The organism is Pseudoalteromonas sp. BSi20429, from assembly GCF_000238895.1.
Lineage (GTDB): Bacteria > Pseudomonadota > Gammaproteobacteria > Enterobacterales > Alteromonadaceae > Pseudoalteromonas > Pseudoalteromonas arctica.
On sequence record NZ_BADV01000056.1, the window covers coordinates 24,258 to 47,042 of the forward strand.

A 22,785-nucleotide genomic window follows, 5' to 3' on the forward strand; every position below is an offset into this window, starting at 1 on the left:
GAAATGCTCTTAGAGCTTAATTACCTAAAGGCCAATATTTACTAATTGGTAATAACCTAACAAAAACTCCCCATATGCAAAGTCATTTTACTTTTTCTAGCTGCTAAAATTCCCCAAACTATATGCTAAATAAGGACTAAAGATTTTTTGGTTAAACAATGCTAAGCTATGCCCGCTTGAATATATTATTTAAAGCTTAATAAACTTATAACAATGAATGGAAGCTTTATGCAGTTAGTCGATTTGAACCCTAATGATCCCGATGTAGTAAATGTATTTGACGATATAGACCGACTTATAAATTCTTTATACCCTGTTGCTACAGCGCAGTCTCTGGAGTTAAACGAATTAACCTTACCTAATGTGTATGCTATTGGTTTAAAAACTGATGAAGGTATTATTGCCTGTGGTGCGATTGTAGAGAAATTTGATACTCAGCCTTATGGCGAAATAAGACGTTTATATGTAAAACCAAGTCATCGTGGTAAAGGGCTATCAAGACGTATTATGCAGATTTTATTACATCAAGCTGGCGAAAAGCAGATCCCGTTAATACGTTTAGAAACAGGTCCAAAACAAATAAAATCAATCAATTTATATGAAAATTTAGGCTTTAAACGCTGTAGCAGTTTTGGCTCATATGTAGATAATCCACAAAGTGTATTTATGGAGTTAGGGCTTAGCCAATAAGCTTATTAACGCTACGACATGTTAAAGCTTAATGTGTCGTAAATATCTGGCCTCATTATTACCTTGTAATAAAAGTCATACTCAAACTATTAACTATAAAAGCAGCTTTTATAGTGATGCAAAAAATACTTCACTGTTTTTAACACCTGTCTTCGTATAAAATCTGCCTCGATAATTAGTGACTAACTTACAAAGCGAGAATTTTTATCTTTTCTAAAAGTAGCAATAAACAAATGAGCGAAATAACAGTAGTAACCCACAATGGTAATTTCCATGCAGATGACGTTTTTAGTATTGCGGTACTTAAACATGTTTTGCCAACGTTTAAACTGGTTCGTACTCGCGATAAAGCGCTTATAGAGAGTGCCGACTTTGTAATTGATGTAGGTGGCGAATACGATCCTGAAACTAATCGCTTTGATCATCATCAACGCGGTGGTGCAGGCGAGCGAGAAAATGGCATTCCTTTTTCATCATTTGGTTTAGTGTGGAAAAAATACGGCTTAGCGTTGTGTGATGATAACCAAGCCGTGGCTGATAGAGTGGATTCAGGCTTAGTTTCAACCATTGATGCCATTGATTGTGGTCATGTTGAAGGTGTATCAAAGGGAATAAGCTTGAGCCAAACAATCTCAATGTTTAACCCTACGTGGGAAGAAGAGAGTAACTTTGATACCTGTTTTGATGAAGCTGTTGAATTTGCAGCTCGCATGCTCATTCGTTTTATCGCCTCAGCTCACGGTAGTGTAAATGCAAAGGCGATTGTCGCCAAAGCAATTGAAAATGCAGAAGATGCCAGAGTTATAGTGCTTGAAAAATACACACCGTGGAAAAAAACAGTGCATATCTTATCAAGCGATGCGCTATACATGGTTTACCCATCGCATTCTGGGCAATGGATATTACAAACAGTACCCGTTGAGCCTGGCTCGTTTGAAGATAGAAAACCGCTTCCTAAAGCATGGTCAGGTTTATCTGATCAAGCGTTTGTAGATGAAACCGGTATTGATGACGCTGTGTTCTGTCACAATGGCTTATTTATAGCGGGCACTAAGTCGTTTGAAAGCACAATGAAACTTGCCACCATGGCGCTTAGCGAATAACAACGCACTAAGCATAACAATTTATATAGATTGTTATGCTTGTTATCTTAGCGTGGAGCATTATGTTTGAACTAAAAACAATCGCACTTTTTACTATTACAGCCTTAGCTGAAATAGTGGGTTGTTATTTGCCTTACCTTTGGCTTAAGCAAGATAAGAGCATTTTACTTTTAATTCCTGCAGCGTTAAGTTTGGCACTATTTGCATGGTTGCTATCTTTACATCCTACTGCAGCAGGGCGCGTGTATGCAGCTTATGGCGGCGTATATATTTGTGTTGCGCTATTATGGTTATGGGTTGTTGATGGCGTAAAGCTTACTATGTGGGATATTATTGGTGGTTTAGTTGCACTGCTAGGTATGGCTATAATTATGTTCGCACCAAAAAGTGCATAGCTGGCTCATACTCAATAAATAAAAAGCGCCTATTTATAGGGGGAACCACATATAGGCTCTGCCTTGGCTAAAAACCAAATGCACAGCTGCAATTTCTACCTCCAAAGATAAACACGCCCTAGTGCTATTTAAAGTCCTACCTCGATTATTTTCAAACTGCTAATAAAATATAACAACTTCACTACGACAGGTAGTACCTAACGCTAAATATGCGCCAAGCAACTATTGAAGCTGGTGGATGTTATGCTGAGCGTTTTAGAAGTGCAAATTATATTCAATTTAAAAATACATGGGTATTACTTGGTCACAACACGTTGGCTAAACTGTAAGTAATTGAGGTGTTGAGGATGCCTTGCTCTAATCCATCAAAAGTAAATTCTATAAAAAAGTAACTCAAGATTAATTTTAGTGAATGAGCTAACTCATTTTTGCTAATAAAATTTATAATGAGTCATTTAAAAACAGCCATTTTTTACAACTTTTCTTATCTTTAACAATCATCAAAGTCCTATTTTATATACGCTAGAGAGCAATACGTGATTGGTCGTTTTATCAACATTAAAAATCACTCGTTACGAGTAAAAATACTTGTTGGACTTGAATGTCTATTTTTCTTTTAATGCGCGGCACTAGCCGAGTCGGCATTAATTAAATAAAAGAGAAAGATAAATGAAAGAAACAACATCACTAGAACAAGCTCGTACGAGCTACAATGTTCGTCATTGGAGCCAAGGTTTTTTTGGTATTAATGATCAAGGTGATGTGTATGTTGCACCCAAGGCTCATTCACCAGAGCAAACCATTGCATTAACAGATATCGCAAAGCAACTACAAGATAAAGGTTTAAGCTTACCTGCTTTAGTTCGTTTTCCGCAAATTTTACACCATCGTGTACACAGCTTATGCGGCGCATTTAATACTGCGATTGAAAACTATGGTTACCCTAAAGACTACCTATTAGTTTACCCAATAAAAGTAAACCAACAACGTGAAGTGGTTGAAGAAATAGTAGCAAGCCAAGCACAAGTAGAAAAAAAGCAACTTGGTTTAGAAGCAGGCAGCAAGCCTGAACTACTTACGGTATTAGCACTGGCTGAAAAAACCAGCGCGGTTATTGTATGTAACGGCTACAAAGATAAAGAATACGTACGTTTAGCACTTATTGGCGAAAAGCTAGGTCATAAAGTGTATATCGTACTTGAAAAGCTTTCTGAGCTAGACATGGTACTTAGCCAAGCAAAAGAGCTTAACGTAAAACCACGCATTGGTATTCGTGTACGTTTAGCGTCGCAAGGTAAAGGTAAATGGCAAGCGAGTGGCGGCGAAAAATCAAAATTTGGTTTATCTGCATCGCAAGTTTTGCATGTAGTTAATCGTTTAAAAGACGCAAACCAGCTTGATTTACTTCAGCTAGTACATTTTCACTTAGGGTCACAAATGGCGAACATTCGTGACGTACGTTTAGGTGTAAGCGAAGCGGCGCGTTTTTACTGTGAGCTACGTAAGTTAGGCGCAGAAATTGATTGCCTTGATGTAGGTGGTGGCTTAGCTGTTGATTACGACGGCACACGTAGCCAATCGCATAACTCTATGAATTACAGCTTAGCTGAATATGCAAATAACATTGTGTACACCATTGGTGATACATGTAAGCAATATGAGCAACCAATGCCGACTATTATTTCTGAGTCGGGTCGTGCGCTTACGGCGCATCATGCTGTGCTTATTTCTAATGTTATTGGTACTGAAAGTTACACGCCAGAAGAGTTAGTAGCGCCAGCGGCAGATGCACCCCTGTTATTAAAAAACATGTGGGCATCGTTTGTACAGTTAACTGATTTAACGGATGACCGTGCATTAATTGAAATTTATCACGACAGCCAAGGTGATTTAGCTGAAGCGCATAACCAATTTGCACTCGGTTTATTAGACTTAGCGCAGCGTGCGTGGGCTGAACAAATTAATATTCGTATTTGTTATGAACTTAACAAGCACATGGATAACAAAAACCGTTTTCATCGTCCTATTATTGACGAGTTAAACGTACGTTTAGCCGATAAGTTTTTTGTAAACTTTTCGTTATTTCAATCGCTTCCAGATGCATGGGGCATTGATCAAGTGTTTCCGGTATTGCCATTAAGTGGCTTAACTGAAGCACCAAAAAAACGTGCTGTATTACTTGATATAACCTGTGATTCAGATGGCGCACTTGAGCATTACGTAGATGGACAAGGTATTGAAAGCACATTACCTGTACCAGAATTTAGTGCCGATAAACCTTATTTAATGGGCTTTTTCTTGGTGGGTGCTTATCAAGAAATTTTAGGTGACATGCATAATTTGTTTGGCGATACGCACAGCGCAATTGTTAATATGGATGAGCAAGGCGTTGCAAGTATTACCGAGATAAACCAAGGTGACACTGTTGCCGATATGATGCGCTATGTACATTTAGATGTTGAAAGTTTTCAGCAATCATACGAGCAGTTAGTAAGCACTAAAATTGAAAAACACGAACAGCAAAGCGTTTTAGACGAGTTGCAAAGCGGCCTTGATGGCTACACTTATTTAGAAGAGTTATAAGCAATGTCGACTTTGTTTGGTCACGCAGATCACTCATTGTACTCAAATGGGATGACGTTTTTACGTCGTCCTATGGTGCAAAATATTAATGCAATTGATGCAGACGTAGTCGTTTTAGGCTTACCGTTTGATTTAGCGACATCGGGTCGCCCTGGTGCACGTTTAGGTCCTGATGCGATTCGTCGTGCGTCGGTTCATTTAGCATGGGAAGACACTAAGTACCCGTGGACGTTCCCGTTGTTTGAGCGCTTAAAGGTGGCAGACGCAGGGGACTTTACTTACCCCGTTGGCGATCCTGAATATTTTACTGCGCAACTAGAAATGGCTGCTGAGCAAATACTTCGCCAAGGTAAAACGCTATTAGGTTTAGGGGGCGATCACTTTGTGACGCTTCCGCTATTACGCGCTCATGCAAAAATACATGGCAAAATGGCGTTAGTGCACTTTGATGCGCACACCGATACCTATAGCAATGGCTCGCGTTTTGATCACGGCACTATGTTTTATCATGCACCAATGGAAGGGCTAATTGATGTTGAGCACAGTATACAAATAGGTATTCGTACCGACTTTGATCAAAGTAAACATGAGTTTGCTGTGATTGATGCAATGCAAGCCAACGATTTACATGCAAATGATATTGCAGCGCAAATACTTGAACGAGTAGGTGACCTACCTGTTTACTTAACGTTTGATATTGATTGTTTAGACCCTGCGTTTGCGCCTGGTACAGGCACTCCTGTGTGCGGTGGTTTAACGTCAGATAAAGTACTTAAAGTACTGCGTGCGCTAAAAGGCATAAACATGGTAGGTATGGATGTGGTAGAAGTATCACCTTCGTACGACCAAAGTGAGCTTACCGCAATTGCCGCAGCAACCATTGCGAGCGAATTACTGCATTTGTGGACGCATAAAAATAAGTACTAATTTTACAAATTAAATACTACAAAAAAGGGTATGCGCTTGCATACCCTTTTTTTACTTAGAGGTATCGATTATTCAGCAGCTTAATTTCCTTTAACCAAATAACGCTTAGCCCAATAAGAGGCAGGTTAGTAGTTACAGGGTTAAATGCTTCAATAAGCAATTGTGGCTGCATTACAACTACAGCGGGTAGAAGGCCAATTAACGCTAAAATATTTAAAATTACTAAGTGTTTATTTTTATAAAACACAAATAAACACAATCCAAATATAATTTCGCCAAAACCCGCCGAACGTGTAATTAAGTCAGACACTTCTGCTGAAAAATCAGCACTGCCAGTCATTAATTTTTCAAGTGGTGCAATATGATAAAGCTTTGGAAAAAAGTCGTGAATGATACTAACCCAAATAACTATTTGAACAATTTAACGGCCTAAATCAATTACTAACGTCGTTAAAAACTTTTATTTAGAACCACTAAACACAAAGTTTTTTGCCTAGTTACTAAATGATTTATTTAACGTTAAAATAGCTCCCATAGTTAATTGAATTAGTATATCCAACTTAAACTCACTATGTAGCGAGCAAGTTGAATATAACCGCGATTATTTCCTAGCATTGTCAATACGCTCTTGTGCACTTGGGTGGCTAGATAAGTACTCTAAAAAGTCATTTACTTTTTCGAGGTGCTCGTTTTCGCTGGTATGGCTTTCTTGTAGGGCTTCTATTGCATCAGCAAAGTCATTACTCGAATACCCGAGCGACTCTAATTGAATGAGTGCAAAGGCATCTGCCTCGCGTTCCATATCTCGTGAAAACCCTTGCTGAGCAAACGATGCACCTGTACCTAATGCAACCTCTGCAACCCCTTCTAAATCACCAAATACAACCGCTAGCACAATCGTACTTGCGGCAGATTGTGCTGTAATACGTACGCTATGCTGGTGGACTACATGGCCCATTTCGTGTAGCAATACCGCTTTTAGTGCATTGGGTTTATCGGCAAGTAAATTTGCTAAATCATCTGTGACCACGATACGGCCATGGGGTAGTGCAAACGCGTTAGCACCAAAGCTGTCTGATTTATAAAACGATAATCTATAAACCGATTGATCAAGCGATAACGCATTAAGCATATTTGTAAAATGTGTTTGTACTTTAGTTTGCTGCTCTGCGGGCAGCTCACTTGGGTCAAGCGCAATCTTTTTAATAAGTGTAAAGCTTTGCTCCCCCATTTGTTCCACAACATTACGTGGCAGGGTATCAACACTGTAAACAGCAATAGCCGGTACCGCTTTATAAAGTACTAACCACATAAAAAGAGGTGTAAATATGACTGCGGCTAAAATTGCCCATTTACTTTTTTCAAGGCGCTCCATTATGTGATGGTTATTTTCTTTAAATGGCCATCTGTAACTTACATCTTGAGGAATAAAACGACTGCCATCTTCAAAGTTTAGTTCGTCGGCAAGTCCTGCCATCCCCGAACTTAATTTTAGACTTGAGATTGCGTGGCGAGCTATAACGTGTTCATCGTTAATAACTTCAATGTGTGTGTCGCTAATAGTTGCAACACACACTTGATAGTTACTCGATGCGATGGGGAAAAAATGTCCCTTTACATGCATAGTGAGCTCTTAAGTTAGAGAAAGGTCAATATCAAATACGTTTGCAGCTTCCTCAGCAAATGATGATTGCTGTTCTTGCGCGGTATCAATTAGGTTTAATGCACCAGGATAAATAGTGACGTTAGTTACATCAGCGAGCATTTTTGATGTACGTACTTTTGTCCATGGGTATGCAAGGCCTAAAGAAAATACAATAGCCAACATATTAGTTAATAGTAAAACAGCGAAAGGAATTGGTTTTAGCTCTGATTTAAATGTAGCAACGCCTTCAAAATAGCTGTTATCAAAAATGTGATTTCTAATAGCGGCGTGCCATACAGCAGAAACAATGGCAATCATTAGCACATAGGCAATCATCATAAAGATAGGAAGCATAACCATAGCTGCAGAGTTTTCTAAATTTTGTTGATTTTCAATATCTACTAAGTTGAGGCCAAATAATCCTAAAATCCCCATAAATACCACCATGGTGATAGAGCTCACTACAAAGCAAATAAGCGCTGTTAAGTAATAGGTTTCGCCTTTTAGATTTACAGTAAGCGGTTTGTCGCCATAACTAATATTGCTATGGATATAGCTATCAATACGTTTTATAACGTAAGGCATTAATAAATAAAGCGTAAATATGCTGGCAATAGGTAAAAGTATAAAGTTAACAAAGGCTTCGCCATAGCTGCCTTTAAAAGCAAAGCGAACATTACGATGGCGGGTCATACGCAGATTAAAACGTAAACCTTGGTTAATAATCCATGGCATTAAAAAGATAAAACCAAGAGCAATAAACAGGCCTAAAATAGGCATAAAGCTAATAGAAAATGTATAAATAAAAAATACAATAACCGCTAAAATCCGACCTTTTAAAATTTGTATTGGCGTTGCTAGGTAGTCAAAACTATGACCATCTATGCGGGTGTGGCCGTAAAAATAGCGATGCGTACGTACTTTAGCCCACGCTGAGTATATGCCAAGCGTAATAACGCTAAGTAATATATTTACAATCCAAATTCCAAAAAACTCACCGCCTTTACCACTAAACTGCACTTTTCCGCTAAAAATTGGTTCAGCAGGCTCATTTATTGGTGGGGTTGTTTCAGATGGGGTAGGGTGTATTGATTCCATTAAAATTATATCCATGTTGTTTTTTTGTTAATTTACCCATTTTTAGTGCAAAATTCAATGTTTATAATTATCTCACCCTTCTGTAAACAGCTATAAATAGGCGTTTTAAGTATTGAGTTAAATACTCTAATACTTTTTTATAAATAAACCTCGCTGGTTTTATTTATTTGGCTGGTAACTGGGATCTTTAGCTTTTTAATATGCGATTTAGCTACTATACATAGTTAATGCTGCTTAAATGTAATGGCATTAATTATGTATTAAGCACACCTACGTACAATTAAGCTAATTGATTTATATGCCAAAATAATAGATTGTAAGAGTAGTAGGGATGTAAATTTATTTAGGTTTTACAGCTTTTATCACCGCTTTAAATAACATTAGGATATTTATTATGTTTCAAGCAGTCGTGCTAGGGGGATTAGAATTTAGCCCGCTGATTGTTTATTTCCCAATTGCGTTTATTTTAACAGCGCTGACTCGTTTTGTTTTGCATCGACTAGATTGGCATGACCGTATTTGGAAAGTGGCTTGGTTTGAAGTGTCACTATTTGTTTGTTACTTGGCACTGGCCGTCTATTTACTAAGTGGAAGATAAATTGAATGATTAAATATCTGCGTATTACTTTTACTATCTTGGTTGTTATAGCTGCGGTTTTTGCTGGGCGTTGGGTATGGACTGACTACATGCATACTCCTTGGACGCGCGATGGTCGCATTCGAGCAGACATAGTTACAGTTGCTCCAGACGTGTCGGGTTGGGTGACTGCTTTAAACATTAAAGATGGTCAAAACGTACAAAAAGGCGAAGTACTTTTTAATGTTGATCAAAAGCGTTATCAAGCAGCGCTTGATAAAAGTAAAGCCAATACAGAAAATACGCTATATACATGGGAGCTTGCTAAACATAAATACGAAAGACGTGTTGAGCTAAACACTCAACAGGCAATAAGTGAAGAAACGCTAGAATCAACACGTATCAATACTAAAATTGCTGAGGCAAATTATAACCTAGCTAAAACAGAGCAAACAATTGCGCAATTAAATGTTGATAGAACTAAAATTGTTGCGCCTGCATCGGGGCAAATAATTAATCTGAATTTACGCCAAGGTAACTATGTAGCTCAAGGCACACCTGTGTTTGCTATCGTGCAGTCAGATTCATTTTACGTAACGGGTTACTTTGAAGAGAGTAAAATACCGCTTATTTATCCTGATCAAAAAGCTAAAATAGCGCTTCTAAGCGGTGGTAAGCAATTAACGGGGCATGTAGTGAGTGTAGGTAAAGCAATTGCAAATACGAATACACAAAGTAACGGGCAGCTTTTACCACAAGTACAACAAACATTTAATTGGGTACGTTTATCGCAACGTATTCCTGTTGATATTAAGTTAGATTCATTGCCCGAAGATACACAGTTAAGCGCAGGAATGACCGCCACAATACATCTCGCTACACGTTAAGGGGAATATAGTGGGCGTTGTATTACAAAATTTGTTTTTTCCTAAAAAACAGGCAATTATTTTTGCGACTAAGGGCGTTATAGCCATGGTAATGGCGCTTACTATTGCTATGTGGCTTAATCTTGAAAGACCTTATTGGGCGTTAGTCTCGGCTATATTTTTGCAATTACGCCCGCAAAGCGGATTGGTTATTGAAAAAGCAATTTGCCAAATAATAGGCACCATAGTGGGTGGTTTATTTGGCATATTGCTTTTAACTCAGTTAATTCTCTACCCTTATTTAGCGCTCGGTGCATTGGCATTATGGTTGGGGGTAAACTCTGCGTTATCGGCAATGGTACGCCAAGCAAACTTTGTTTATGCGTTTGCTATGGCAGGTGTAACAGCCGCTATTATTGTACTTTTAGTCATGGTTACTCCAGCAATGGTAAGCAGTCAAAGCATATTTGATATTGCACAAGCGCGCGTGAGTGAAATAGTAATAGGCTCAATATGTGCAGGCCTTGTGAGCCATTTATTTTGGCCTGTAAAAGTTAAACACTTACTGCAAGTACAAGCGCGGTCGGTTATAAACCAAACGTTAGATTATTTAGTAACTGAGCTTGATTCTAAAGGCTCGCACGAAAATCGCCATCAACAAATAGATGGCATTATGGCAACATTAGGATCTATAAACGAAGACTCCAGCGCAGTAAGGTACGAAGGACCAAAAGGTCCTGGGCGCTCACGTGCTGCAAATCAATTGTCGCAAAAAGTACTTTCTTTACTGGCTTCAATTCAAATAATTGGTCGCCTGCAACGAAACCACGCAGACCTTATTACTCCCACATTAGACAAATTAATAAGTAAACTTAAACACGTATTCGCGCAAATTAAAGAATCTGACGATTTTAATTACTGCGCCGAACAAGTTAAAACGCTGCGTAAAGAGCTAACCGACTATAGAGCAAATACGGTGTGTGATTCGCCATTTGAATCTCACATGCTCAATGTGAGCTTAGAAGTGGCAGCCGACTTAACAATTTTACTACGCGCATACAGAGCTTTAGAACAACGCGATAAAACATTATTAAATGCACCCAGTATGCTTACATATCGTGACCCATTAGCTGGCATTATAGTTGGATTTAGAACTGCTTTGGTGTTTTCTATCGGCGCATTTATTTGGATTAATACTGGTTCTTCAGCTGCATTATTAATTATGATATTACCGGTCATATTTTCGATAATGCTGGCGCGAATACCCTTGGCTATTTTACAGGTTGTAATTAAACGTTTATTGGCAGGTATAATTGTTGCTACTTTTGTAACTATTTTTTATGCGTTAAATTTACTGTCGCAAAGTGGTGGGCAATTAGAAATATTGTTGCTTGTATTAGCTGGTCCGTATTTTTTGGGTTTGCTGTTACTCGCTGATCAACAAACGCTGCCATACGGCTTAGGGTTTTGTATTCCATTTACTATTTTGGTTAGACCCAGCATGGATATGAGCCTAGCATTTTCAATTGATTATACACTCAGCTCTGCAATCGCTATTTTTGCTGGCGTGAGTATTTTATTTTGGATTTTTCAGTTATTTACAGGACCAAGTGTTCAGTTACTTGTTCATCGTGTTTTTAAGGCTACCTATAAAGATTTACTCGAAATAAATACCCATCAAACTCCGAGTATTTGGTACAACCGCCGCATGGCAGATAGGTTAATCCGTTTAACTAATTACGATCAGGGTTCACACTCACGCGCTATTACCGATATGGCTCTTACCGGTCTAAACTTAGGGCATGCTTCAGTGCGATTAAACTCAATTTGCGAAAACCTTGCTGGTGACACAAAGCTAAAATACTTAAATGAGTGGCAACGCACGTTGGCTGATGCATTTATGCTGGCTACCAAAGGTAAGTTTGATGAAAACTTTAAGCAAGCGTCTGATAATCTTTATAATGAATTAGCCGCATCTGTTGGTGATTCAAACCAATTAGAGGCAATAAAAGGGATGTTTATTCGCATTAATCTGACCTTTGAAAGAAGTGCGAGTAAGATAAATTAGCCCTATTCGCTGCTTTTCGAGTTCAGATGTTATAACGAAATCTGTTATACTTGCTGGATAATTTTATGGGGCTGTTATGATTTCAAAAAACCAACTCAAACTTATTCGCCAACTTGGCCAAAAAAAGTACCGAAAGCAATATAATCAATACCTTGTACAGGGTGAAAAAAACGTACTTGAGTTATTACACAGCCCATTAAATGCGGTTAATATTTTTGCTACAAACGAATTTATAAATGCGTACCAAGGTGAGTATCAGCACGCTAATTTTATTGAAGCGGATGAAGAGACCCTCACTAAAGCGAGCACGCTAGTTAGCAATAATGCAGCCATTGCTATTGTTGATATGCCAAAGGCAGCTTTACCACAAGCAAATGGCTTAATACTCGCGCTTGATGGCGTATCAGACCCTGGTAACTTAGGCACAATAATTAGAGTAGCTGATTGGTACGGTATTAAACATATAGTAACTAGCACCGACAGCGCAGACGCTTACAACCCTAAAACAATTAGCGCCACAATGGGCTCATTTGTAAGGATATCGGTAAGCCAAGTAGATTTACCTGATTACTTACAGTCTTTAAATTTACCTGTTTACGGTGCTTTTTTAGATGGACAAAGTGTACATAAAACCCAATTTACGGGCTCAGGCGTTTTGCTAATGGGCAGTGAGTCGCATGGTATACGCGAGACATGTGCAAAGTTAGTGACCAATAAAATCACCATTCCCGCTTTTGGTGGAGCAGAGTCACTTAATGTTGCAATGGCGACCGGTATTATTTTAGATAACTTTAAACGACAAGCTTAATCTATTAGTAAATTATGGGTTAAATTGTTTATGACAAATAACAATAATAAATTGGTAATAACAATAAGATGCGCTTAAGCACTATTAAATTAGCGGGCTTTAAATCGTTTGTAGAGCCCACTAAAATTCCATTTCCTGATCAAATGACGTGTGTTGTAGGCCCTAATGGCTGTGGCAAATCTAACGTTATTGATGCAGTACGATGGGTGCTAGGTGAAAGCTCTGCTAAAAACCTGCGTGGCGATGCCATGACCGACGTTATTTTTAATGGCTCAACTAATCGTAAAGCCATATCACAAGCTTCTGTAGAGCTTGTTTTTGATAACGATAAAGGTAGTCCTTCTAATACATTTGCTGATCGAAACCAAATTGCAATTAAACGCTTAGTAACGCGCGACGGGCTATCGCTGTACTTTTTAAATGGCAGTAAATGCCGTAAGCGTGATATTACCGATATATTTTTAGGTACAGGTCTTGGTCCGCGTAGTTACGCAATTATTGAGCAAGGGATGATCTCGCGTTTAATAGAAAGTAAACCACAAGAATTACGCGTATTTTTAGAAGAAGCCGCTGGCGTTTCTAAGTACAAAGAGCGTCGCCGTGAAACACAAACACGCATTAAAAGCACCCGCGAAAACCTTGAGCGTTTGTTAGATGTGCGTAAAGAGCTGCAAAGCCAATTAGATAAATTGGCTGTGCAGTCGGTTGATGCAAAAAAATACCGAGAGTTAAAAGCGCAAGAGCGAACGCTAAAAGGGCAAATTGCGGTTTTAAAATGGCAAAAGTTACATCAGCAGCAACTTGAAAAAAGTACTCTAATTAAAAAACTGAACGATCAAATTTCTTTTTTTAAAACCGCTAACTCAGGGCATGACGATGTACTTGCAAGCTTAGAAGGGCAAGTACAAGCTCAGCAAGATAAACTAAGCGATGCACAGCATCAGCAACATGTAATACACACCGAGCTTACCCGCGCTGAGCAACAGCAAATAAATGTAAAGCAACAAACTCAAACGCTTAAACAAAATTTAATTAAATTACAGCAACGCCAAACCCATAGCACTGAAGTTAAAACGCAGCAGCAAATTGTGTGCGAGCAACTAAATGAAACCCTGCAAGAGGCAAGTGAAAACGCGTTAATGTGCGAAGAGCAAGTTAGGAAGTTAACGCATGAGCTTGAGGAATTATTAGCGCTGAAGCAGCGCCACAATACACACTGGCAAACTTTGTGTGAGCAACAGCAGCAACTTAATAATAATGCGCAACTGCATAGCAGTCACATTAAACAAACTCAGCAGCAAATAAGCCACGTTAACGAGCAAATTGATCAGTTAAATACGCAGCTTACTGACTTACAAAGTAGCGATGTAGAACAACAATTAACGCAGCAAACACAGCAAACACAAACATTAACCCAAGAACTTGCCGCTAAACAAACAGCGCACACGCTGTGCAGTGCTCAGCTTGAAGTGCAAAATGAGCGTGTTAATAACTCACAAAAGCAATCTTCGACGCTTACTCAAACAATAAATGAGTTAAAAGCCAGTATAATGGGACTTAAAAGTACATTAGGGCTTGATGAAAAAAGTGAAAGTACTAATGGTTTGTTTAATCAGCTAAGTGTTAAAGAAGGCTTTGAGCCCTTAATAGAGCAAGCACTTAAATCGCTAGAGCACTTAAATGTAAGTGAGCAGCAAGCTGATAATAGTGTGTGGCCAATTAGTGGTAAGCACATTGCTGAAAATAGCTTAGCGGCATTCATAACAAGCGGCGTGTACCCAGATCATTTAACGCGCATTGCTTATAGCGAGAGCGGTGATCTAACGCTGTTAAATGATGATTTTTACATAGCTGTTATGGATAAAAACGGTGCTTTATATGGTCGTAACTGGCATGTAAGTGCTGATCGTAACGCAGAAAACTCATTGCTTTTAAAACATAAGCAATTGCAGGATAAAGCTCAGCAGTTAACCAATGCCGAGGATGAGCTAAAACAAGTAACACACACTCGTGATGAACATACAGCTGATCAAATAAAGTTAATTAACGAGCAAAGCGAGCTAAAAGAAGCCATACATGAGCTTGCGCAAAATATAGCAGTAGCCGGTACACGCAGCGATATGCTCAAACAGCAAGTAGCGCACTTTAAGCTTCAACTAGAAAAGCTACAGCAACAAAAACAGCAATTAACCACTGCGCTTTTGCAATTAAATAACGTGCTTGATGAGCTAACAGAGCAATTTGACGTTTTTAATGAGCAGCAACTTAATTTAGCGGATGAGCTAGACGCTGCAAATAGCTTACGCTCACAAAGTGATAAAAGTTATAGCGAAGCATTAAGCATGCTTGAGCAATATAAAACACAAGCGCATAAGGCAACGCTCTCAGAGCAAAAGGCACGTAGTGAATGGCAGTTAAGCCAAACCAAATTGAGCCATGCAGAGCAAGAGCACGTTAGTGCATCTGAAGGTGCGCAAGAATTACTCAATGAAATAGAAGAACTGCTGATACCAGAGCAAGAACTTGGCGATAAAATAACGCAGTTTTTAGCGCAGCATCAAAAAGGCGAGCAGGCACTGGTAGTGCTACAAAAAGAATTATCTCACGCTAAAGAAAGTTTAAACACCAAGCAAGCAAGTCTTAAAAACTCACAAGGTGAGCTGGTGGGCTTGCAAGAGCAGCATCAAAAGCTAACAATTGAAGAGCAAAGCTTACTAATAAAAGCGCAAGTTGCGCTCGAACCATTAGAAGAGCTAAAGCAAAGCTTAAAAGCAATACTTGATGAATTACCTGATTCATTGAATTTAAGTGCAGCGCAAAATCAGTTAACCGGATTTACTAATCAGTTAGATAAATTAGGTGCAGTAAACTTAGCGGCAATAGAAGAGTTTGATTTAGCTAAAGCTCGTAGTGACTATCTTGATAATCAATTAGATGATTTAACAAAAGCGTTAAGTACCCTTGAAGGTGCAATTCGTAAAATTGATAGTGAGACCAAAACACGCTTTAAAGCGACGTTCGATCAAGTTAACGAAGACTTTGCAGAGCTATTTCCTAAAGTTTTTGGTGGTGGTAGTGCGTATTTAGAATTAACCAGTGACGATTTACTCGAAAGTGGTGTTAGTATAATGGCACGACCACCGGGTAAGAAAAATTCAACAATTCATTTGTTAAGTGGTGGAGAAAAAGCGCTGACCGCATTATCATTAGTGTTTTCTATATTCAGGCTCAATCCAGCTCCTTTCTGTATGCTGGACGAAGTAGATGCACCATTAGATGATGCCAACGTTGTGCGTTTTTGCCGTTTGGTTGAAGAAATGTCACAATCAGTGCAGTTTATTTATATTAGTCATAATAAAATTGCGATGGAAATGGCTGGTAGATTAACAGGTGTTACTATGGCAGAACCTGGCGTATCGCGTATGGTTGCTGTAGATATAGAGCAAGCTGTGCAACTTGCACATGCATAAATTTTTATAACAAGTGTATTAGTTTTTAATTAATATACAGGTTTTAGGCATATCAAATAATAAAAGGTGAGGGGATGGCCGAACAATTAAGATGGGTTTTAATCATTATCAGTGTAGTTGTCATTGGTGGTTTATTAATACATGGATTGTGGTCTGTGAGAAAAAAAGACCGCCCAGAAGTATCTGATAACGAGCGGGTTGAACCATTACAAGAAAGCGCATCAGCTTCATCTAAACCGTTTCGAACTGAGGCTGAACCAAAAGAGCCAATGCAAAACGAACGTGATGAGCCACAGTTTGGTGAGCTTAACTTTGATGCAAATGAGCCGCAAATAGATACAAGCGTGCCAGAAGTGCCGATTGAAGATGACCTAGAAATAGTTGATGACCTAGAAGCAAAAGAGCAAAGCGCGGAAGAAGCACCTGCCCAAATGTCTGACTTTGTTATTGTACATATTCAAATGCCGGAAGAGCTTAGTATGCAGGGCAGTAAATTATTGCCAGCAGTTAACACTTTAGGTTTTAAATATTCTGAGGAAGGCTTTTTTAATCGCCATTTAGATCCGGCTGGTCAAGGCCCTGTTTTATTTAGATTAGTAAATATGTACAATCCAGGCACGTTCGATATTGATAATATGGAACAGTTTAGTACCGCAGGGGTAAGCTTATTTATGACGTTACCGTGCGACGGCGATGGTCTAGCTGCATTTAATATGTTGCACAGCGCAGCTAAAAAGTTAGCGGATGAATTTGGTGCACAAATTTTAGATGCTGAGCGAAATGAAATGACAGTAGATCGCGTAAGACAATATGTTGAGCAGGTTCGTTCTTTTTCAGCGTAAATAACGCATACATTATATTTTTATAAGCCACTGGACGGTGAATCGTCAAAGTGGCTTTTTTTATGTTTATTGAGGTTTAAATGTCTAGCAGCATTAGTGAGCAAGTTAATCATCTTCGTACTACATTAGAGCAACACAACTATAATTATTATGTGCTCGACACCCCCAGTATTCCTGATTCTGAATACGATAGGTTATTACGCGAACTAAGCGCACTTGAAACCGAGCATCCTGAATTTTTAACCGCCGACTCACCTACACAAAAAGTAGGCGGTGCAGCACTTAGTAAATTTGAACAAGTAGCGCACCAAGTACCCATGCTCTCACTTGATAACGCCTTTAGTGAAGAAGAATTCACTGCGTTTAATCGCCGTATAAAAGAGCGTTTAATGAGTACTGATGAGCTTACTTTTTGTTGTGAGCCAAAACTTGATGGTTTAGCTGTATCAATTATTTATCGCGATGGTGTGCTTGTACAAGCGGCTACTCGAGGTGATGGTTTTACCGGTGAAAACATTACTCAAAATGTTAAAACCATTCGTAATGTACCGCTCAAGCTCCGTGGTGATTACCCAAAAGAGCTTGAAGTTCGCGGCGAAGTATTTATGGACAGCGCTGGCTTTGATAAATTGAATACTGAGGCAGAAAAACGCGGTGAAAAAGTATTTGTTAACCCGCGTAATGCAGCGGCGGGGAGTTTGCGTCAACTCGACTCTAAAATTACCGCTAAACGCCCACTCATGTTTTATGCGTACAGCACCGGGCTTGTTGCTGATGGCAGCATTCCTGAGGATCACTATCAGCAATTAGAAAAGCTGACTGATTGGGGACTACCTTTGTGCCCAGAAACAAAATTAGTTGAAGGTCCAAAAGCCGCGCTCGATTACTACAGCGATATTTTAACGCGCCGTGGTGAGCTTAAATATGAAATTGATGGCGTAGTAATAAAAATAAATAAAAAGACCTTACAAGAGCGTTTAGGCTTTGTGGCACGTGCTCCTCGTTGGGCTATTGCGTATAAGTTTCCGGCGCAAGAGGAAATAACCCAACTACTTGATGTTGATTTTCAAGTCGGTCGTACTGGCGCCATTACACCTGTTGCACGTTTGAAGCCTGTTTTTGTGGGTGGCGTTACCGTATCAAATGCAACGCTTCATAACAGTGATGAAGTTGCACGTTTAGGCGTAAAAGTAGGCGATACAGTTATTATTCGCCGTGCTGGAGACGTAATCCCACAAATAACTCAAGTTGTACTTGAACGCAGACCTGATGATGCCAGAGATATCGAATTCCCGACGACTTGCCCAATCTGTGATTCTCATGTTGAAAAGGTTGAAGGCGAAGCTGTAGCCCGTTGTACGGGTGGACTTGTATGTCCTGCACAGCGTAAGCAAGCTATTAAGCACTTTGCTTCGCGCAAAGCGCTGGATATAGATGGTCTTGGCGATAAGATTGTTGATCAGTTAGTCGATAGAGAACTTATAAAAACGCCTGCTGATTTGTTTATTTTAAAACAGGGGCATTTTGAGTCACTTGAACGTATGGGACCTAAGTCAGCTAAAAACTTAGTAACAGCACTTGAAGAGGCTAAAGGCACTACGCTTGCTAAGTTTTTATATTCATTAGGTATTCGAGAAGCCGGGGAGGCGACAGCACAAAATTTAGCTAATCACTTTCTAACCCTTGAAAATGTAATAAATGCCAGCATTGATAGTTTAACGCAAGTAAGTGATGTAGGCGAAATAGTAGCTGCTCATGTTCGTGGCTTTTTTGATGAAGAGCATAATTTAGCAGTTGTTAATGCGCTGATAGATCAAGGTGTAAACTGGCCAGCGTTGAGCGCACCTTCTGAGGAAGAACAGCCGCTCGCTGGGCTTACATATGTACTTACAGGTACGCTTAATACACTTAATCGCAATGATGCAAAAGCACGATTACAACAACTTGGTGCCAAGGTGTCTGGTAGCGTATCGGCTAAAACAGATGCGTTAGTGGCGGGTGAAAAAGCAGGTTCAAAACTAACAAAAGCACAAGACCTAGGCATAGACATACTAACTGAAGATGAATTAATTGAGTTGCTTATAAAGCATAACGGTTAGGAAAATGACAATGAGCCGATATGGGCCAGAATACTGGGATAAGTACGGAAGTTACCGTACGCCTATTGCATTTCATTTAAGTGTGCTTGTGCTATTACGCAGTTATTTTATTTGGGTTATTGCGGCTTTAAGCCGCAGGCCTGAACTAGATTTAATGTCGTTATTTTTTAAAAATAAAAATGATTTTTTTATCGCAATAACGATTGGAAGTATTGCAATAATACCGACTATTTTATTTTGTTTACGCAGACCACGAGATTCACACAGTGCAAGCAACAGGTTAGCAAGAATATGGCGACATATGCGCTGGCCTCTTATTTTATGTGCAGTTGTTGATTTAACATGGTTAAGTGTTCAAGCAGCACATAGCCATTATCGATTTTCATCATTTTTAGCAGTACAAATGATGATTGTTTTATGGGTATTATGGTATTTGGTGAAAAGCCGCTATTTAACTGTTTTCTTTAATGATTGGCCTGAGCCGACAGAAAAGGCATCAGAAGAAAAAAAGCGACTTAAAAGGGATTAGTTGTGGACGCCGTAAATAAAAAAATAGCGATAGCTATATCGATAATAGGCTTTGTGCTTATTATTTTAATGATTAGCACTGAGCTTTTAGAGTTTATGTGGTTTAAAGCGTTATTTGGGTTATGGGTATTTGTTTTTTGCTCAAGCGTTTATAGGTTAACGCCTTTATTTAAATCAAGAAACAGGTTAGAGGATTTTATTCAGCGAGACGCCCAACACTTATTACTTTTTAGTTTGATGGGATTTTTTGATAAAAAGCACGGTCCAGATTGGTTAGTTATTGAGAGTATTGAACGTATAACGACAAAGGATGATGAGCTAATAATTTACAGTAATAACGAGCGCCAAATGAGTGTTAGTTTACCTGTAAAAAAAGCAGAGCTAGATAGTTTTATTAAACGAATACTTACCGACTCAGAAAAACAAAATATTACCTTTAGCTAAGAAAATTACCTTTAAGATTGAACGAGTTTTAGTCTTAAACTGTCAACACTCCTTAGCTGATCTTTAGTGTATTAAATAACGTAATAATTAGCCGTACTTTTTATGACTTTATAAAGTATAGCTAATCAACTATTCAATGAGGCTATTATGTTGAAGTGGAATGATGTTATTAACTTTGCCACCAATGGCAATCCTACCCCAAGTAAAAAAGTAGTCAAAACTGACGAGCAGTGGCGGATGCAACTATCAGAAGATGAATATTACGTAACACGTAAAAAGGGAACAGAGCGCCCAGGTAGCTCGGGTAGTTGTACATTACTCGAACCTGGCAAGTATGTGTGTATTTGTTGTGATAATCTATTGTTTGATGCTGATGAGAAGTTTGATAGTGGTACTGGTTGGCCGTCATTTACGCAACCTGCGACAATTGAAGCGATTGGCTATGTAAGCGATACAAGTCATGGTATGGAGCGCATAGAGGTGGTTTGTAACGTGTGCGATTCGCACTTAGGTCATATTTTTCCAGATGGTCCATTACCAACGGGTTTACGTTATTGCGTTAATGCCGCATCAATGAAAAAGCTCTAATATTTTATTTACTAGCGCTTTGAATATCTAAATTCATTTCTTTTGCTATGTGCAAAATCTTATCTAAACGCTGCGTCTGATCTGCTTGTAATTTAGTTTTATCAAGAAGGGCGTAGCACCTTCTAGCAAGATCCATATTAAATGAGCTGCCAGATTGCTTAGTTGAATCAAATAGGCACTGTAATAAATTAAGTGCGATACTTTGATTACGAGGCATGACTCTAAACGCTTGTGTAAAAGCTTCCAACGCAGTATTTAATTGGCCTTTATTAAATTGACTAACGGCATGGTTGTTAAGCTCTTTTGGACCCATTTTAATATCGCGTCGCTCACTTTGTTGCTGCTGAATATAACGTAAGTAAGTTGTGTCGCTAACTGCGGGATGTCTTTCACAGTGGCTAATTATTTGTGTGAATAAGGTTTGCGCCTTTTGATGAAACCCCAGTTCATGAAATGCTTTTGCTTTATCAAGTGCGCCATCAACCGATCGGATATGAGTATCGTCATCATCAAGTTGTTCAATTAGCTTTTTCGCTTTTTGATGCTCGTCTTTTAAGTAATGGAGTCGTGCATTAAGTACATCAATTTGAGCTTGATTTGTATTATTAGGAAACTGTTTTTTTAAATCATTAATGTACTGATTGGTTTGCCTAGAAATTCGTTGAATTTGATCGGTTTGATCAGTCGTTAGCGCAAAGTCGATACCTGCACGTGCTGCATTCAAATATACATCGGGGTGGTCGTGTATTGAGTGTTTTGCAAAGGTGGCTATATCTTTTTGAGTTAAATAGCTTTTTTCGTAGTCGTGATTAATTAGCGACACATTACTTAGCGATTTTTGGCGTGTGATATTTCGCGGTGCAATTTCTGCAGCTTGGCTTAAAAAGCTTTGTGCTAGCTCAAATTGATTTAGCTTTATTTCTAATCTGCCCAACAAATCAAGGGCTACTAAACGAGTTTCTTGGCGCTCTAACATTGTTTTGAGCATTCGCTGCGCCAAAATATGTTCGTTATTCGCTATAAGTGCTTCTACTAAGCCTACTTTTGCCCAAGCAAATTTTTGAATGTCGAGAACAGACTTAAAAAAGTCTTTTGCATCTTGAGCACGCTTTAAGCGAAGTAGGGCATCGCCTTTTAAGCGAAGTAGGATAGGGCTGTAATTATTATTTTTTTTATCTAGAGCGGTATCAATAAACTTAATAGCTTTTGAATCGTTACCATCATCAATTAATGAATACACTGTTTGTAAGTCGTGTTTACGCTTTAAGATTCGTTCAATGCGTATTTTAAGCTCTTGTACTGTAAAAGGTTTAACTAAAAAGTCATCAGGTTGCAGCTCAAGAACACTATGAACGAGTGAGCCACTTGTTTCTGCTGAGATAAAAATAAAGCCAGTCGAGCTTTTTATGAGTTGCTTTACACGTAGCTCTTCATAAAGCTGGTAGCCATCTTGGTGTTTATTTAAGTTGAATGAGCAAACGATTAGATCAAATTCTTCACTTAAACACTGCTCTTTTGCAGAATTTGCATGATCAGCAAAGCGCAACTGCCGAAAGCCAAGCCTTTCTAACGATTGTTTCATATAGCTTTGAGCAAGTGGCTGCTCCTCTACTATAAGTATTTTGGCTTTTGAATAGATCTTAGTTGGCATTGGCTTAAGCGTAATTGTATTTAACACAGACTATAATCAACAGTTTAACTCGTTACAAGGGAATTTAAATGATAGCTGTATTTATTAGGTACTTAACTTTGCCTAATACGTTTATCTAACTACGAAGGTACTGAGCCGAATAACATAATTAAAAACTAAATAAGTAAAATGGAAACACTATATTTGATGAGTGCTTTGATATGGAAATTTAGATTTTAATAAAAATATGAAATGTATTTAAGGTAAAAAGAGGAGTTAAACGTATTTAATATGGGAAAAGAGTTATTACTAGAGAAGTTGTCTGATGGCATTTATATGTGGTGGGTGATACTGGACTTGAACCAGTGACCCTCGCCTTGTAAGGGCGATGCTCTCCCAACTGAGCTAATCACCCACATATAAA

Annotated in this window: 19 protein-coding genes and 1 tRNA gene; 15 read left to right on the forward strand and 5 right to left on the reverse strand. The window is 38.8% G+C overall.

Going from position 1 to position 22,785, the window contains the following annotated elements; genetic code table 11:
* Window positions 1-228: 228 nt before the first annotated feature.
* The 5 genes from P20429_RS08245 to speB all read left to right on the forward strand — a co-directional run bounded on the left by P20429_RS08245 (window position 229) and on the right by speB (window position 5,698).
* Window positions 229-690, forward strand: a complete 462-nt coding sequence (locus tag P20429_RS08245) for a GNAT family N-acetyltransferase (RefSeq protein ID WP_007583982.1) — start codon at window positions 229-231, stop codon at window positions 688-690.
* A gap of 233 nt (window positions 691-923) precedes the next feature.
* Window positions 924-1,793 (forward strand): MYG1 family protein, encoded by an 870-nt coding sequence (locus tag P20429_RS08240; RefSeq protein ID WP_007583983.1) that lies wholly within the window; start codon window positions 924-926, stop codon window positions 1,791-1,793.
* A 62-nt stretch (window positions 1,794-1,855) separates the two neighbouring features.
* Window positions 1,856-2,188, forward strand: coding sequence for a YnfA family protein (locus P20429_RS08235; protein WP_007378102.1), 333 nt, complete (start codon window positions 1,856-1,858; stop codon window positions 2,186-2,188).
* Between the two features lie 669 nt (window positions 2,189-2,857).
* Window positions 2,858-4,771 (forward strand): biosynthetic arginine decarboxylase, encoded by a 1,914-nt coding sequence (gene speA / locus P20429_RS08230; protein WP_007583985.1) that lies wholly within the window; start codon window positions 2,858-2,860, stop codon window positions 4,769-4,771.
* A 3-nt stretch (window positions 4,772-4,774) separates the two neighbouring features.
* Entirely contained in the window at window positions 4,775-5,698 is a 924-nt protein-coding gene (gene speB / locus P20429_RS08225; protein WP_007583987.1) for an agmatinase, read from the forward strand.
* A gap of 55 nt (window positions 5,699-5,753) precedes the next feature.
* Here speB and P20429_RS19605 read toward each other — a convergent pair whose 3' ends face one another.
* From P20429_RS19605 to P20429_RS08215, 3 genes are all read right to left on the reverse strand, one after another.
* The gene (locus P20429_RS19605; RefSeq protein WP_033026870.1) at window positions 5,754-6,119 is read right to left on the reverse strand and encodes a DoxX-like family protein; all 366 of its coding nucleotides are present in this window, start codon (window positions 6,117-6,119) and stop codon (window positions 5,754-5,756) included.
* Between the two features lie 180 nt (window positions 6,120-6,299).
* The gene (locus tag P20429_RS08220; protein ID WP_007583998.1) at window positions 6,300-7,322 is read right to left on the reverse strand and encodes a M48 family metallopeptidase; all 1,023 of its coding nucleotides are present in this window, start codon (window positions 7,320-7,322) and stop codon (window positions 6,300-6,302) included.
* A gap of 9 nt (window positions 7,323-7,331) precedes the next feature.
* Entirely contained in the window at window positions 7,332-8,441 is a 1,110-nt protein-coding gene (locus P20429_RS08215) for a YjgN family protein (RefSeq protein WP_007584000.1), read from the reverse strand.
* A 394-nt stretch (window positions 8,442-8,835) separates the two neighbouring features.
* Here P20429_RS08215 and P20429_RS08210 point away from each other — a divergent pair, with 394 nt between their 5' ends.
* From P20429_RS08210 to msrB, 10 genes are all read left to right on the forward strand, one after another.
* Window positions 8,836-9,039 (forward strand): DUF1656 domain-containing protein, encoded by a 204-nt coding sequence (locus P20429_RS08210; RefSeq protein ID WP_007584002.1) that lies wholly within the window; start codon window positions 8,836-8,838, stop codon window positions 9,037-9,039.
* A 5-nt stretch (window positions 9,040-9,044) separates the two neighbouring features.
* On the forward strand, window positions 9,045-9,905 hold the full coding sequence (locus tag P20429_RS08205) for an HlyD family secretion protein (RefSeq protein ID WP_007584004.1): 861 nt from the start codon (window positions 9,045-9,047) through the stop codon (window positions 9,903-9,905).
* Window positions 9,906-9,915: 10 nt separating this feature from the next.
* Entirely contained in the window at window positions 9,916-11,952 is a 2,037-nt protein-coding gene (locus tag P20429_RS08200) for an FUSC family protein (protein ID WP_007584006.1), read from the forward strand.
* 76 nt (window positions 11,953-12,028) lie between these two features.
* Entirely contained in the window at window positions 12,029-12,760 is a 732-nt protein-coding gene (locus tag P20429_RS08195) for an RNA methyltransferase (RefSeq protein ID WP_007584008.1), read from the forward strand.
* Between the two features lie 68 nt (window positions 12,761-12,828).
* Window positions 12,829-16,230 carry a chromosome segregation SMC family protein gene (locus P20429_RS08190; protein WP_007584010.1) on the forward strand — a complete coding sequence of 1,134 codons (3,402 nt, stop codon included), beginning with the start codon at window positions 12,829-12,831 and terminating at the stop codon, window positions 16,228-16,230.
* A gap of 74 nt (window positions 16,231-16,304) precedes the next feature.
* On the forward strand, window positions 16,305-17,072 hold the full coding sequence (zipA, locus tag P20429_RS08185) for a cell division protein ZipA (RefSeq protein ID WP_007584012.1): 768 nt from the start codon (window positions 16,305-16,307) through the stop codon (window positions 17,070-17,072).
* A gap of 80 nt (window positions 17,073-17,152) precedes the next feature.
* Complete coding sequence (ligA, locus tag P20429_RS08180) at window positions 17,153-19,171, forward strand: NAD-dependent DNA ligase LigA (protein WP_007584014.1); 2,019 nt, start codon at window positions 17,153-17,155, stop codon at window positions 19,169-19,171.
* Window positions 19,172-19,181: 10 nt separating this feature from the next.
* Window positions 19,182-19,700, forward strand: a complete 519-nt coding sequence (locus P20429_RS08175; protein WP_007584017.1) for a DUF2919 domain-containing protein — start codon at window positions 19,182-19,184, stop codon at window positions 19,698-19,700.
* Between the two features lie 2 nt (window positions 19,701-19,702).
* Window positions 19,703-20,143, forward strand: coding sequence for a hypothetical protein (locus tag P20429_RS08170; protein ID WP_007584019.1), 441 nt, complete (start codon window positions 19,703-19,705; stop codon window positions 20,141-20,143).
* A gap of 147 nt (window positions 20,144-20,290) precedes the next feature.
* Window positions 20,291-20,731, forward strand: coding sequence for a peptide-methionine (R)-S-oxide reductase MsrB (gene msrB / locus P20429_RS08165; protein WP_007584021.1), 441 nt, complete (start codon window positions 20,291-20,293; stop codon window positions 20,729-20,731).
* A 4-nt stretch (window positions 20,732-20,735) separates the two neighbouring features.
* Here the strand turns inward: msrB and P20429_RS08160 are convergent, their stop codons facing one another.
* Together P20429_RS08160 and P20429_RS08155 are read right to left on the reverse strand one after the other, a co-directional pair.
* A complete protein-coding gene (locus P20429_RS08160) occupies window positions 20,736-22,382 on the reverse strand; it encodes a tetratricopeptide repeat-containing response regulator (RefSeq protein WP_024591593.1) in 1,647 nt (548 codons plus the stop codon).
* Window positions 22,383-22,700: 318 nt separating this feature from the next.
* Window positions 22,701-22,776: transfer RNA gene (locus P20429_RS08155), tRNA-Val, on the reverse strand.
* Window positions 22,777-22,785: the final 9 nt, after the last annotated feature.